Below are 12,743 nucleotides of genomic sequence, written 5' to 3'. Positions count from 1 at the left end.
TTCGGGTCTCAGGTCCTTTCGGAGGATAGTTCGGCAGGCACTTCGGTCTCGGCGTCGGACCACTCGTCTCCGAGGAGTTCCGGCGTGTCGAAGGCCTGTAGATTTTCGAAGTGCTTCTCGCGGTCGGCGACGAAGAGCGACCTCACGATTCCTCGTGCCAGCCGGTCCGCGCCCTCGCTGATTGCCGGGATGTCGCCCGTAAGCTTGCCGTGGCTCAGCGTCGCCGGGAAATTGAAGCAATGGATCTTCGCCAGAGTCGGGCACGAACCCCGCTCCCTTTCAAGGAACTCGAACGCTTCCCCAAGATCAGGCGAAGCTTCGAGTTCGGCGTTGTGCATCCCCGCGGGCGTCGGGAAGCGGTCGCGCCATAGGCGGATATGCGGTTCGAAGGCGGCAAGTTCCGGCCGTTTGGCCAGGTCGATCTTGAAGCCCGTTCCGAAAATGAGGAAATCGACGGGATAACGGGCCTTCGGCGTCGTCACGACGATGTGGTCGCCTTCCTGCTCCAGCCCGTTGATCGGGCTTTCCAGGTGAAGATGAGCCTGGTCGAAGGAGCTGACGCGCAGGACGCTCGGCCGCGGCGGCGGCGTCTGCTCGCCCATGGCATAGTTCAGGAAGCGCCACTTCCATTCGTCAGGCAGGCCCGCAAACCCATGCACGACGCCCTGACTGCCGATGCCCGTGAACTTGTTGATGCGTGGCAGTTCCTTGCGGCGAACAAACATGTCCAGTCGTGCCGCTCCTGCTTCGAGAGCAGTCGCGGCATTGTCCATTGCCGACGCGCCCGCACCGATCACGCCCACCCGCTTGCCGCGGAGCGCCGAAAAGTCGACCTCGTCGGCGGTGTGCGCCCAGTGTCCGCGGTCAATGTTTTTGGCGATCGCAGGCACGAACGGACCCCCAAGCCCGTCGCGCCCAGTCGCCAAAACCACGTGACGCGCGATGATCGTCTCCACGCGGCCACCCTCGCTGCAAACGAGGTCGAGCATGCCATCCTCGCGCGGGAGCACCACATCGACGGACACGCCGTTGCGCACGGGAAGCTCGAGGACCCGTCGGTACCAGATCAGGTATTCCATCCAGATCTCGCGTGGCGCGCGGTCTAGCGCCGCCCATTCCTCGCGGCCGAAGCGTGCTTCGTAGTAGGCCCGGAACGTGAGAGCAGGCAGTCCCATGGCCGGACCGGTGAGCTGCTTTGGAGAGCGAAGCGTTCGCATCCGGGCAAACGTGACCCATGGCCCCTCCTGACCCGCAGGAGCCTTGTCGAGGACGACATGGTTTGCGACACCCAGGCGCTTCAGCATCCCGGAGGCGACGAGGCCTGCCATGCCGCCACCGATGATGACGACATCGACGACGGGCTGGCCCTTCACTGTCCGGGCAGGCACCCACGCCTTCGCGGGCAACTCAAGCCAGGCGAGATCCTGACGCAGTCGCGCCACAAGGGCATCCAGGCCGCTCGGAAATGTGGAAAGGTCGCTCATACGGGCGCTCCTTCGGAAATGATAGTCTGCCCGTAGACGGTGTCTGCCAGCACATCCGTGCCGTTCGCTTCCAGCAGACGGCAGCCTGGCATCGCCAAAGCCTCTGCGCGTGCCGCGTCGATCACGGCGGAGACCGTTGGCGTGAGGGGCAACGCCGCAGCGGAGATCGCACCAAACAGGAAGGGAATGGTCTGATCGACCACCCGCATGACGATGCCATCCAACGGCACTCCGCAGACAGTGGCGGGCTCGACGATGGCAACACCCAATCCGGCGCGAACGAGTGAGAGCGCCGTCAGCGAAGCATTCACGTCGATGATACGCTCGGGAGCAACCCCCACTCGCCCCAACGCCTCGTCGATGCGGTGACGAAGACGGTACGGATTTGCGAGCGTGATGATAGGGCGATCAGCGAGATCCGCCAGGCGCATGACCTCGTTCGCGGCCAGGGGATCGTCGATGCCGATGGCGACGACGCAGGGAGCTTCCGCAATCCAGTGGATTTCGAGGCCCGGATGTTCGAGTGGAAGGCTCGATATTCCGAGATCCGCGGAACGGGCCAGCACCGCCTGCACGACGTTCTCGGCTGCGAGCGCCTGCACGTGGAGATGACGCGGGATCAGATCCGACGAGACGGCCGCCAGCGCCTGCGGCAGGATTCCGGCAGCAAGCGACGGCGTCGCAGCGACTGTCAACGTCGCCGGCTCGTCGAGGCCGATCGCCTCCGCCCGTTCGCGGATATGGGTCAGGCTTGCAAGGTGACGCTCGACTTCTGCGTGGAAGCGCAGGCCTCGTGATGTCGGCTGAATGCGCGGACCGCTTCTGTGAAGGAGCGGATAGCCAAGATCTGCTTCCAGATCCTGGATTTGCCTTGTCACGGCAGGCTGCGAGCGTCCGAGCAGACGGGCCGCCCCGGTCACGCTGCCAGCCGACATCACCGCCGCAAAGGCCTCCAGTTGTCGAATATCGATCGGGCTATTATGCATAACTCATATCATCCATTGTTTTTCATGCCGCAAAAGCATGAGTTTTCCATAAAATCAGTGGGGAATAGATAATTATTTCGCATCCAATTTAGCTCTTCATGCTACTTTGACATAATGGATTATGAGACCTACCTAGTGCTCTCCAGCGAGATGCAAAGGAGCCTCTTTTGACACTCATCGAAACTCTCGCCTCCGTGAGGCCGGGCTCGGCGCTCGCCGAGGCAATGGAAAAGCGCGCGGAGATCCTGCGCTTGAGCGAGGCCGCTCATGATGCGGTGCTCCTGCCGCGCGATCCCGGCGGCCTGTCGTATGGGCTTCGGGCAGCTCTCGCCGCCCGCATGGCCCGGAACAATCGCAACGAGGCGCTTGCGAGCCACTACGATGGCCTAGTGGAACGCGCCGCCGAAGCATTCACGGCGAAGCTTGCGCAACCGGGTGCGAACGTCGGAGATGAGCGGATCGCCGCGATCGTCAAACACGCCGACCGGTTGACGATCGCGCCGCGCGAGGCGACCCGCGGCCATATCGAGGAATTGCGCAGCCTCGGCATCAACGATGCCGACATTGTCCGGCTCTCGGAGCTTGCCGCCTTTGTAAACTACCAGGTGCGTGTCATCGCAGGATTGGCACTGATTGGAACAAAACCATGAGCGAAGTCGTGCATAGCTTCACCACCCAGGTTCCGCGCTGGCAGCCCTACGTCGTTCCCGTCGATCTCGAGACCGCGACGCAGGAGCAGCGAGAGGCGATGCAGGTCACGCCCTCCAACAAGGGCATATCGACCTACGTCCTAACCCTTGCCCACGATCCGGAATCGCTTGCAGTGCGTTCTCCCCTGTTCAACCTGATCATGTATGGGAAGGATGGGCTTTCACCGGGCGAACGCGAGCTGGGCGCCACGGCCGCGTCGGTCGTCAACCACTGCGTCTATTGCGCCGCGGTCCATGCGTCGCGGTTCATCAGCCATACCAAGCGAACCGACGTGATTGACGCGATCTTCGCCGATGGATTGGACGCCGAACTCGACGAGCACCTTCAGTCAATCTTCGACTTCTCGGCACATCTGTCGACAACGCCGCCGGAAGCGACGCAAGCGGACGCGCAGGCGCTGGCCGACGTCGGCCTCTCCGAGCTTGAATCCCTGGATCTTGTTCTGTCATCCGCCATCTTCGGCTGGGCGAATCGCCTGATGCATACGCTCGGCGAACCCATCAAGGACTAGGTTTCCGAAAGCGAAAAACCGCGTCCTGCCACGGTTGCGGGTCTTGTGCTGGATAGGACTGCGGTAGGCTTGAAAAGAGTACCCGCGAAGGAGAGGGCCGCGCCCGAAGGCGCGGCCCTGGCGATTACATCATCTGCTTGATGTCGGTGTAGACGCCGTCGGTCTTGAGCGTCACGGTGACCGGTGCGCTCGTGCGGTTGCGCCAGAACCCGCGTGTAGCCACGTTGCGCGTTGCTCACGCAGTGAATGCGCCACTGGTTCCTGCAACGCTGCGAAATCTGGAGAGCTGGCGTCCGGCTACCCCAGGTCTCGTCTTCTACGCTGCAAAGGCCGCCCACGGGGCAGTGGCGCCTCCAAAGGATGAGGCGGGCTCGGCGAACCTGATGCTCTCCGGCGAGATTCTCGTCGATCTCGACCAGATCGACACCATTGAGGTGGTCGCTAGTGCAGTTAGTCCTAACGGCGAGCACATCGACGATCCCGCACGTGGGCGCGGTGTTCTGGCAAAGCGTTCCGGACGCTGGCCGCAAAAGCCCAAGGGTGGGACGGGCGCCGAATACATTCGCAAGAGCACGATATTCGGGTTCGACGTTGACCCAGATGGCAAGACGACTCTTCTCCGGCAAAAAGTGACGTTGCTGCGAATTGAGGGCCTGCCGGCCTCGGGCGGGGCCGAGAACACCGACAGCCAGCTGGTATTTCTTCAACCGCCGGAAGGCCGGTTGACCCGGCTCGACCTTGGCCTGCTGCATGCGGCAGCGCTCTCGGGCAACAGGGTGGAGTTTCGCATCGCAAGTCAGGGTCATCCGGAGCTTGGCGATCCTGCGCAAGTGAAGTCCCATACGCGACTGATCAGCGTCTCCCGTCCAAGTCAAATATCGGACACGAGGGCCCGCAAGCTGCAGATAGAGGTCTTAGGCATTTCGCGTTTTGCGCATAGCTTCGAGACAGCTGCGATGTTCTCCGACGATCGCGTGGAGCACGTGCTGACGCGTCGCCAACCATTGATGCCGGTGGATCAGCAAAGATCGTGGCAGTACCCGACCGCAGTCTGGAGCCGGGCTACGCAACCGCCTGCCCCGCCCGCAGCCAAAACCCCGACTCTTGTTTTCAGAACCAAGCGTTTCGCGCTGCAGGATGGAAAACGTGTGACCCAGCATCTCGAGCGGCGCTGCTCCGTGCGCTTGAGATTTGAAAGGGGCATGTTTTCTTCCGGTGAGGGCGAGCGGATTGGTATCGTACTCTGGCCACCGTTCATCCGCGACGTGTCACGCCCTGATATCGAGAACAACGTGATTGTTGTCCCCGGGCATCGCCCGATGATCCTGTCTGACTTTCAGGACGGAGACCTGGGCGATGGAGGTCAATATATCTCGCGCTGGGGCGGCGATCCCATTCGCGAAGACGCCTCCCCGCAAAAGGGTTGGTTCATGCCTCCCAGCGCTTTTGACTGCCTTAGCGACACGCAGGACGACGCACCTTGGCCGCACGATCCTCAATACATCGGCAGCGTCATGATGCCTATTCCCACGGACACATCCGCAACTCCAAGCCGGTCAGTGCCGCCACTTGATGTGGCCCTTCTGACGTTCGAACCATATTTCGACATCGACGCCGAGGAATGGTTCGTCGACGTTGACATAACCCCGTCCTATGCGACGGACCCTTTCATTCGATTGGGACTCGTTCGATATCAGCCCAACGCGATCAACGACAGCATAAAGGTCTCGACGCCTGTGCGCGTCTGGACGCAACTGCTTCCTCGCCGCCTCTTGAAGATCTCAGGCGCTGTGCAGGCTGGCGACCTCACAGTCAGTGCGCTCGTCAGCGGCCAGGCTAGCATTGGCGTGAAGCCGCTCCGTGATGATGCGAAGGCCTTGCTAGAGGATCCGAAGAACGGTGCGGAATTCACGGAAACCTGGCAGCGACTGCAGCGTCCTTTGATGAGAATGACCATCTTCCACGAGCGCGAGGCGGAGGGCCTAGGGCGAACGCAACATGGACTTGCGGTGGCCGAAGCCTGGCCGTTTGGCGATCGTGGTGTCTCGGACGGCCTATCACAGTGGAAATTGTCCGCGACCATACTGAAGGCTCAGATCGAGGATCTTGGGCCAGGCCAATTTATCGCAATGGTCGAGGAAATCGAAGAGCGTCTTCCCGCAAGTTACCCCTCTGAGCCGACCGCATTAACGGATCTTCTTGATCCCGCGTGCCGCCATCATGTCCTCAACCATCCACAGGCTGAGAGGGAAGCGAAATAGAGCCGGACCGCGTGGACGACAATTTCAACGGGAAAGCGGCGGCGGCGATAGAGCGGATCACGGTTCGTCATGACCGGTCATCTTATATTGATGTCCGTGTTTCGTTAAGTTTACGGGGGCCTTTGAGGTTCTATCCGTCACCACGGCCTGATGGGCAACATGGTGATCGAGTCCGACGACGCCGGCCAGTTCGGCGTCGGCAATTACGCGCTGTCCTGGGTTCATGCCGAACATCTTCTGTAAAAGCTGATGCAAGGTAACGCAAAAGAGGAGCGGTCGCTCACCATGGTCCGCGATCTCGTCCGGCGTTTCTACAAGGCGCTGAAAGCTTGGAAGCAGAGGCCCTCACCGCCGGCTGCCCCTGCCTTCCGACGACGGTTCGACCGAATCTTCAGCCTGCGCACCGGTTATGAGGCACTCGACAAGCTGCTTGAGCGGCTGCATCGAAGGAAGACCGAACTGCTGAAGGTGCTCGATCATCCCGAGATTCCGCTGCACACCAATGCATCCGAAAATGATCTGCGGAGCTTTGTCACGAAGCGAAAGATCTCCGGCGGCACGATGAGCCGCGATGGCCGTGTCGCACGCGACGTCATGCTTGGCCTCATGAAGACCTGCCAGAAGCTTGGGCTGTCCTTCTACCACTATCTCGGCGACCGGCTTGGTATCGGCAACGTCGGCCAACCGGTCCCGCCCCTGTCGGCGATCATTCTCGCTCGGAACTGAACACCCGGGCCCGCTTCGGCTCGGCTGTGCCACCCCCTTGCCCAATGAATCGGCACCGCCACCAAATCTGCCTCACGTACCTGAAGACCTTCCGAGAGCTCCCCAATTTCCATCGCGTTAACCATATGAATTAACGTTATTCTTTTGCCTTCCACGAACTGCAATAGCCAATTACTTCCGTTCGTCATACAGCGTTTCGGCTGCGGCTTTAACCATCGATAAGTAATGTTTATCGTAAGTGATTGATTTTAAATCGCAAATTAGAGGTCACGGCGGATCAAAAATAGTCGCCGCGCTGCTCTCAAGCAATCACCCAGCCGCATCCGCAGTCAACCTGTCCTAGTGAAGGGCGGGCTACGCCTAATGCACCTCCGCTCCACCCAAAGACGATGTTGCGCCTAAGCTTTCAGCCGGCAATCACCCAAAAGACGGGTCTTCATGCCCACGCATTGCCCTTAAGAGCAGATGTTGCACGTCTCCGTTCACCGGTACCGTGGCGATGAATGTCTTGTGATGCGTGGCCAGCAAGCCGCGGCTTCACTGGAATGAGGCAATAATTCTGTCAGAGGCTCTCTCTGCAGTCGAAGCCTGGAAGGTTAGGATTGCTATGTTTCTGCGTCATGATCCTAGTTCTCTGTGCGACACGACGAGCGCCGCACGCGTCGTGGCATTGTCAGCAGCAATCTCATCGGCTCTGCACGAGATACCGTTCGGCCGACACGGGACCCTGGTCGATCTCCTGAGCAACTTTGTGCCGCTGTATAGCGGTGCATCGCAGCAACCTGCCTGAGGGCTCGCCATGGAGCGGCCGGCTGTCAGTGTCCTCATCAATAATTACAACTACGCTCGCTTCATCGGGCGGGCGATAGACAGCGTGTTGAGCCAGGATGCTGGCAATGTCGAGATCATCGTCGTCGATGACGGCTGGACGAGATCCTCTGCTTTCTCGATGCCGACGACTGGTGGGCGCCGGGCAAGCTGCCGGCGACTGCCGCGGCGTTCCGCGCAAACCCTGAAGCATCGCTCGTCTATCACCGGCTGCAGCCAACGCTTGTCGACGGCACGCCGACGTCCAAGCCTATCCCTCGGACCCTGTGTTCGGGCGCTTTGTCGCCGTAGCGTAGTGCCGACAAGGAGCAAGTGGCATTTGACATGGACGGCTTTTCTATCTGGTGGGCGCCATCCTGGCTGCAATCTAGGGGTCGTGACGGCTGCTTCCGTGATCGAAATGTGGCCCAGCACAGCCGATCCAGAGTTTCGACCGAGCCGAGTGGATCGGGTGTTCGGCGTGTGCATCTGCACTAGTATTTGAGTTGGAGGGGAATAGATGGATACGGGAATGAGAAAAAATCGAAAAGTCGCATTGATTACCGGTATAACAGGCCAGGATGGTGCGTATCTGGCCGAACTGCTCCTGGAAAAGGGCTATATTGTTCACGGCCTCAAGCGGCGCTCATCGTCCTTCAACACAAGCCGTATCGAGCATCTCTACGAGGATCCGCATGTCGAAAATCCCCGATTTATCCTGCATTTCGGGGACATGACCGATTCAACCAATCTCATCCGGGTCGTTCAGGAAACGCAACCCGATGAGATCTACAACCTTGCCGCGCAAAGCCACGTTCAAGTCTCCTTCGAGACGCCCGAATATACGGCGAACGCGGATGGAACGGGCACGCTGCGGCTACTTGAAGCAATTCGTCTCCTGGGGCTGACCAAAAAGACCCGCTTCTATCAAGCGTCGACCTCGGAGCTCTACGGCAAAGTCCAGGAAGTCCCGCAGAGCGAGACGACGCCTTTCTACCCTCGATCACCCTACGCGGCGGCCAAGCTCTACGCTTATTGGATCGTGGTCAATTATCGCGAGGCCTATGGCATGCATGCCTCGAACGGCATTTTGTTCAATCATGAAAGCCCGATCCGCGGCGAAACATTCGTCACGCGCAAAATCACCCGGGCGGCGGCTGCCATCCATCTTGGACTGCAGGACAGGCTCTATCTCGGTAATTTGGATGCCAAGCGCGACTGGGGACATGCGCGAGAATATGTCCGCGGCATGTGGCTGATGCTGCAACAGGACGAACCGGGGGACTATGTCCTTGCGACCGGTGAAACGCACTCCGTTCGTTCCTTTGTTGACAAGGCCTTTGCCAAGGTGGGCATACCGATTGATTGGCGTGGGGAGGGGGTTGAGGAAAAGGGATACGATAAAACATCGGGTCAGTGTGTGGTAGAGATCGATCCAGCTTACTTCCGTCCGACTGAAGTTGATCTTTTGATCGGCGATCCGACGAAGGCGCATACGAAGCTTGGCTGGAAACATGAAACCAGTCTCGACCAGCTGGTAGCGGAGATGGTCCGGGAGGACCTGAAAGTGATGGCACGAAATGTTCCGTCGGTCGGTGTTACCAAAGGTTTTGCCTATGCCTGAGGTGATCTACAGCCTTGCCGGAAAAAGGGTCTATGTCGCCGGCCATCGCGGCATGGTGGGTTCTGCAATCGTGCGGCGTCTCGCTTCCGAGGGCTTGCGAGATTTTGACCGCCACCCGCGCCGAGGTCGATCTCAGACGGCAGGACGAGGTGGAGGCCTGAGAATCGTCCCGACGCTGTCTTCCTGGCTGCTGCGCGGGTCGGCGGTATTCTCGCGAACGCTACCTATCCGGCCGACTTCCTGTACGACAACTTGATTCTTCAAGCGAATGTCATTCACGCAGCCCATAAGGCGGACGTCGAAAAACTGATGTTTCTGGGCTCATCCTGCATCTATCCGAAATTCGCCGATCAGCCGATCGTCGAGGACGCGCTTCTGGCTGGATCGCTCGAGCCCACGAATGAATGGTATGCGATCGCCAAAATTGCCGGATTAAAGCTCTGCCAAGCAAGATCGTCGGTTTCGAAGGCGAGATTACCCGCGACCTCACCAAGCCGGAGGGCGCCCCACGTAAACTCTTGAGTGTCGAGAAGCTTTACGCCCTGGGCTGGTCTCCCAGAATCGATCTAAAGAAGGGCGTGGCAGACGCCTACCGCTCATTCCTTGAAGGACATTATCTCGAGCGCGGCCACCATCAGCGAACCACAATTCTGCCTCTCCTGAAGCAGGAGTGAGTTTCTCCTCGCCGATACTCGGCGCCAGCGGGTCATCGACGAAGCCTCCAATCCTTGCTCTGTAGCTTGTCCAATCCAAATCCGATTTGCGCCAAAATCGGGATCCCGATTCAATGAATTTGCAAGACGGTCTAGCTGGCGATCGACGTTCCGACCCCTGCCCTGTGGGCTTCGGCACCGCCGGTAAAAGCCAGATCCGAGACCTCACCCGTCGACGAATAGCCGGAGACGAGTTCCGCCAAGATCGCTCGTGCTCCGATCATGTCATTTCGATCCAATGTCGTGGTGAGCGAGGCAAGCTTTTTCGAAAGCTCGGGCCAGAGCAGGAAATCCTCACGCGCCTTCATAATCCGAGGATGTTCGGTCCCCGCCGGATTATCCCCGATCAGCAGCTCTTCATAGAGTTTCTCACCGGGCCGGAGACCGGTAACGGAAAGCTCGATATCCCCTTCAGGATTGTCATTGTCGCGGACGGCCAGCCCGGAAAGCTCGACCATCTTGCGGGCGAGATCGGCGATGCGAACGGGTTCGCCCATGTCGAGCAGGAAAACATCTCCGCCCTCGGCCATGGCGCCCGCCTGAATGACGAGTTGCGAAGCCTCCGAAATCGTCATGAAATAGCGGGTAATATTCGGGTGTGTCAGCGTAACGGGACCGCCTTCCCTGATCTGCCGCCTGAACAGCGGCACGACAGATCCGGATGAGCCGAGGACGTTTCCGAAGCGGACCATGGAGAAGTTGGTTCGCACGCTATCGGCACTCGGCTCCGCCGCAAGCGCCTGCAGGACCATCTCCGCCAATCTCTTGCTGGCGCCCATCACATTTGTCGGACGCACGGCCTTGTCCGTGCTGATCAGTACGAAATTCGAAACGCCAGATTTATTCGCCGCCCGTGCCGCGATCAGCGTGCCCATGACGTTGTTCTTGATGCCTTCCACAGCATTATGCTCGACAAGAGGCACGTGCTTATAGGCAGCGGCATGATAGAGCGTCTGAGGTCGCCAGCTCTCCATGATATGTTCCATGCGATCCTGATCGCGGACGGAACAGAGAATTGGAACAATCTGCAGGCTTGTCTGTTCGTAGAGCTCAGCCAGCTTCAGCAATTCGGCATGAATATTATAAAGCGCAAACTCGTTCTGATCGATGAGGATCAGGCTGGATGGTGCGTTGCGCAGGATCTGGCGGCACAACTCACCGCCGATCGAGCCGCCCGCACCCGTGACCATCACCACCTTGTTGCGCATCGCCTTATCAAGCAATTCCTGCCGCGGCGCAACCGCCTCTCTCCCGAGCAGATCTTCGATCTCCAGCTCACGGATGTCGGAGACGGCGACGCGCCCCTGAGCCAGGGCCGTAAGGTCCGGCAGCGTGCGAACATTCACCCTGGCTTTGCGGATGTGCTCCAGGATTTCATTGCGGCGCTGCCGCGATGCGGAGGGAAGAGCAAGGAGCACGTCACGCACGCCGAGCGCCTCGACAAGCACCGGAAGGTCGGCGGGGTCATAGATCGGCAACCCACCCATGATGCCGCCCATGAGGCGCGGATCATCATCCAGATAGCCGACGACATTGAGTTCGGCGCTGTTCGTCAAGGCGCCCGCGAGCTGCCGCCCGGCGTTTCCCGCCCCGTAGATCAACATTTTGGCAAGCGTATTTTTATGAAGGATACGCTGGTAAGCATCCCCAAGCCAATAACGGATACCCACCCTCGACAGCCCGATCGCGATCAACAGCAGGAAAGGCTGGAGAATACCGACGGTCCTCGGGACGCCGGGGACGCTGAGCGCCGTAAATATCGTCATGAAGGCGACGCCATAGATCGCAATGGCCTTCAGAACAGCGATGAAGGCACCAAGGCCCGCATACCGGAAGATTGCCCGATACATGCCCATCACAATGAAGATGGGAAGCGCCATGCACAAGGAAACGAAGACGGGCAGCCACTGGACGCCCGTCAGCATCGTCCATTCGTTGAGACGAAAACAGTAAGCCAGCCAGATCGTCAAGGCGCAAAAGCCGGCATCCACCAGCAAAGCCAGAGCGCGTTTGGCAGCACGCGGCATCGCCAGAAGTGGACCGACAAGCGCCTGCATCGGCTTTAAAAGCCATCCTGAGCGTGGCGTCTCAGTGGGCGTGTTTTCAGGCATTGCTTACCAGCGTCTCGCGGATCAATTAGACAACCACCTTCTTGTCATTTTCTCCAACGAGCGCAACTGAAATAATCGGAAAGCGTAGTCTTCCGCACCGGATATCTATCAGAAGTAGGTAATTTAATGCGTTATTCCCTTTCGGCGGATCACCTTGCCGGCGGTGAGAAGCAGAATGCGCATGTCGAAGCCGAATGAGCGCCTATTGAGATATTCGACATCGAATTTCACCTTTTCGGGAATCGGCAATTCGTCGCGCCCATTGATCTGCGCCCACCCCGTCAATCCAGGCAGGAGCCTGTCGACGCCGTAGGCCGTTCGCAATTCGATCAGATCATATTGATTATACAGCGCCGGTCGTGGTCCCACGAAACTCATCTTCCCCGCAAGAATGCACCAGAGCTGTGGCAATTCGTCGAGGCTGGATTTGCGCAGAAACGAGCCGATGGGCGTCAGGAACAGGTCAGGATTTTCGAGCAGATGCGTGGCAACCGTCGGCGTGTCGATGCGCATGCTGCGAAATTTCGGCATCAGGAAGATCTGATTGAAACGTCCGACGCGTTTTGACCAATAAAGGATCGGTCCCGGCGATGTAAGGCGAACACAAAGAGCGACGATAAGGCTTGGAATAAGCAGTATCAGCGACGCGATCACCGCCAGGAGAAAATCCACCACTCGTTTCAAACTCATACTTCCCAGCTCCGCGCCGTCTTAGCACCGGCATCGCTCCGCCGTATCGTCAAAAAGCGTTTCCGCGTCAACTATACGATGTCATGGAAAGACGGCGCCTGATCCCTACCTTCAAAATG

Annotated in this window: 8 protein-coding genes and 3 pseudogenes; 6 read left to right on the top strand and 5 right to left on the bottom strand. The window is 59.1% G+C overall.

The window, feature by feature from the left end:
- Nucleotides 1–8: 8 nt before the first annotated feature.
- Both NE852_RS26135 and NE852_RS26130 read right to left on the bottom strand, forming a co-directional pair.
- Entirely contained in the window at nucleotides 9–1,484 is a 1,476-nt protein-coding gene (locus tag NE852_RS26135) for an NAD(P)-binding domain-containing protein (RefSeq protein WP_258156922.1), read from the bottom strand.
- Nucleotides 1,481–2,470: a LysR family transcriptional regulator gene (locus NE852_RS26130; RefSeq protein WP_008530283.1), complete on the bottom strand. Its 990-nt coding sequence runs from the start codon at nucleotides 2,468–2,470 to the stop codon at nucleotides 1,481–1,483. Before NE852_RS26130 ends, NE852_RS26135 begins: the two co-directional genes overlap by 4 nt.
- A gap of 167 nt (nucleotides 2,471–2,637) precedes the next feature.
- Here NE852_RS26130 and NE852_RS26125 point away from each other — a divergent pair, with 167 nt between their 5' ends.
- A complete protein-coding gene (locus tag NE852_RS26125) occupies nucleotides 2,638–3,120 on the top strand; it encodes a CMD domain-containing protein (RefSeq protein ID WP_008530280.1) in 483 nt (160 codons plus the stop codon).
- Nucleotides 3,117–3,692 (top strand): peroxidase-related enzyme, encoded by a 576-nt coding sequence (locus NE852_RS26120; RefSeq protein ID WP_008530279.1) that lies wholly within the window; start codon nucleotides 3,117–3,119, stop codon nucleotides 3,690–3,692. The genes NE852_RS26125 and NE852_RS26120 overlap by 4 nt, the downstream gene beginning before the upstream one ends.
- A gap of 2,201 nt (nucleotides 3,693–5,893) precedes the next feature.
- Here the strand turns inward: NE852_RS26120 and NE852_RS26115 are convergent.
- Nucleotides 5,894–6,024, bottom strand: a pseudogene (locus NE852_RS26115) (IS6 family transposase); the annotation flags it as partial.
- A 214-nt stretch (nucleotides 6,025–6,238) separates the two neighbouring features.
- Here NE852_RS26115 and NE852_RS26110 point away from each other — a divergent pair.
- The 4 genes and pseudogenes from NE852_RS26110 to NE852_RS26090 all read left to right on the top strand — a co-directional run bounded on the left by NE852_RS26110 (nucleotide 6,239) and on the right by NE852_RS26090 (nucleotide 9,784).
- Nucleotides 6,239–6,679 carry a transposase gene (locus tag NE852_RS26110; RefSeq protein WP_008530272.1) on the top strand — a complete coding sequence of 147 codons (441 nt, stop codon included), beginning with the start codon at nucleotides 6,239–6,241 and terminating at the stop codon, nucleotides 6,677–6,679.
- Nucleotides 6,680–7,478: 799 nt separating this feature from the next.
- Nucleotides 7,479–7,795 (top strand): annotated as a pseudogene (locus NE852_RS26105) (glycosyltransferase family 2 protein); the annotation flags it as partial.
- 211 nt (nucleotides 7,796–8,006) lie between these two features.
- Entirely contained in the window at nucleotides 8,007–9,110 is a 1,104-nt protein-coding gene (gene gmd, locus NE852_RS26100; protein ID WP_008530270.1) for a GDP-mannose 4,6-dehydratase, read from the top strand.
- Nucleotides 9,103–9,784 (top strand): annotated as a pseudogene (locus tag NE852_RS26090) (NAD-dependent epimerase/dehydratase family protein). Before gmd ends, NE852_RS26090 begins: the two are co-directional and overlap by 8 nt.
- A 131-nt stretch (nucleotides 9,785–9,915) precedes the next feature.
- On the opposite strand, the gene NE852_RS26085 reads toward NE852_RS26090, so the two are convergent.
- Both NE852_RS26085 and NE852_RS26080 read right to left on the bottom strand, forming a co-directional pair.
- Nucleotides 9,916–11,934 (bottom strand): nucleoside-diphosphate sugar epimerase/dehydratase, encoded by a 2,019-nt coding sequence (locus tag NE852_RS26085; RefSeq protein WP_037172693.1) that lies wholly within the window; start codon nucleotides 11,932–11,934, stop codon nucleotides 9,916–9,918.
- 123 nt (nucleotides 11,935–12,057) lie between these two features.
- Entirely contained in the window at nucleotides 12,058–12,624 is a 567-nt protein-coding gene (locus NE852_RS26080; RefSeq protein ID WP_037172691.1) for a sugar transferase, read from the bottom strand.
- Nucleotides 12,625–12,743: the final 119 nt, after the last annotated feature.

Source organism: Rhizobium sp. Pop5, from assembly GCF_024721175.1.
Classification (GTDB): Bacteria; Pseudomonadota; Alphaproteobacteria; order Rhizobiales; family Rhizobiaceae; genus Rhizobium.
This window is presented reverse-complemented; position numbering and strand designations above follow the sequence as displayed.

What these genes read in the sequence shown, in the direction of transcription:
- NE852_RS26135 (WP_258156922.1), bottom strand. Translation starts at nt 1,484, where the DNA reads ATGAGCGACCTTTCCACATTTCCGAGCGGCCTGGATGCCCTTGTGGCG.
- NE852_RS26110 (WP_008530272.1), top strand. Translation starts at nt 6,239, where the DNA reads ATGGTCCGCGATCTCGTCCGGCGTTTCTACAAGGCGCTGAAAGCTTGG.
- NE852_RS26120 (WP_008530279.1), top strand. Translation starts at nt 3,117, where the DNA reads ATGAGCGAAGTCGTGCATAGCTTCACCACCCAGGTTCCGCGCTGGCAG.
- NE852_RS26130 (WP_008530283.1), bottom strand. Translation starts at nt 2,470, where the DNA reads ATGCATAATAGCCCGATCGATATTCGACAACTGGAGGCCTTTGCGGCG.
- NE852_RS26085 (WP_037172693.1), bottom strand. Translation starts at nt 11,934, where the DNA reads ATGCCTGAAAACACGCCCACTGAGACGCCACGCTCAGGATGGCTTTTA.
- NE852_RS26080 (WP_037172691.1), bottom strand. Translation starts at nt 12,624, where the DNA reads ATGAGTTTGAAACGAGTGGTGGATTTTCTCCTGGCGGTGATCGCGTCG.
- gmd (WP_008530270.1), top strand. Translation starts at nt 8,007, where the DNA reads ATGGATACGGGAATGAGAAAAAATCGAAAAGTCGCATTGATTACCGGT.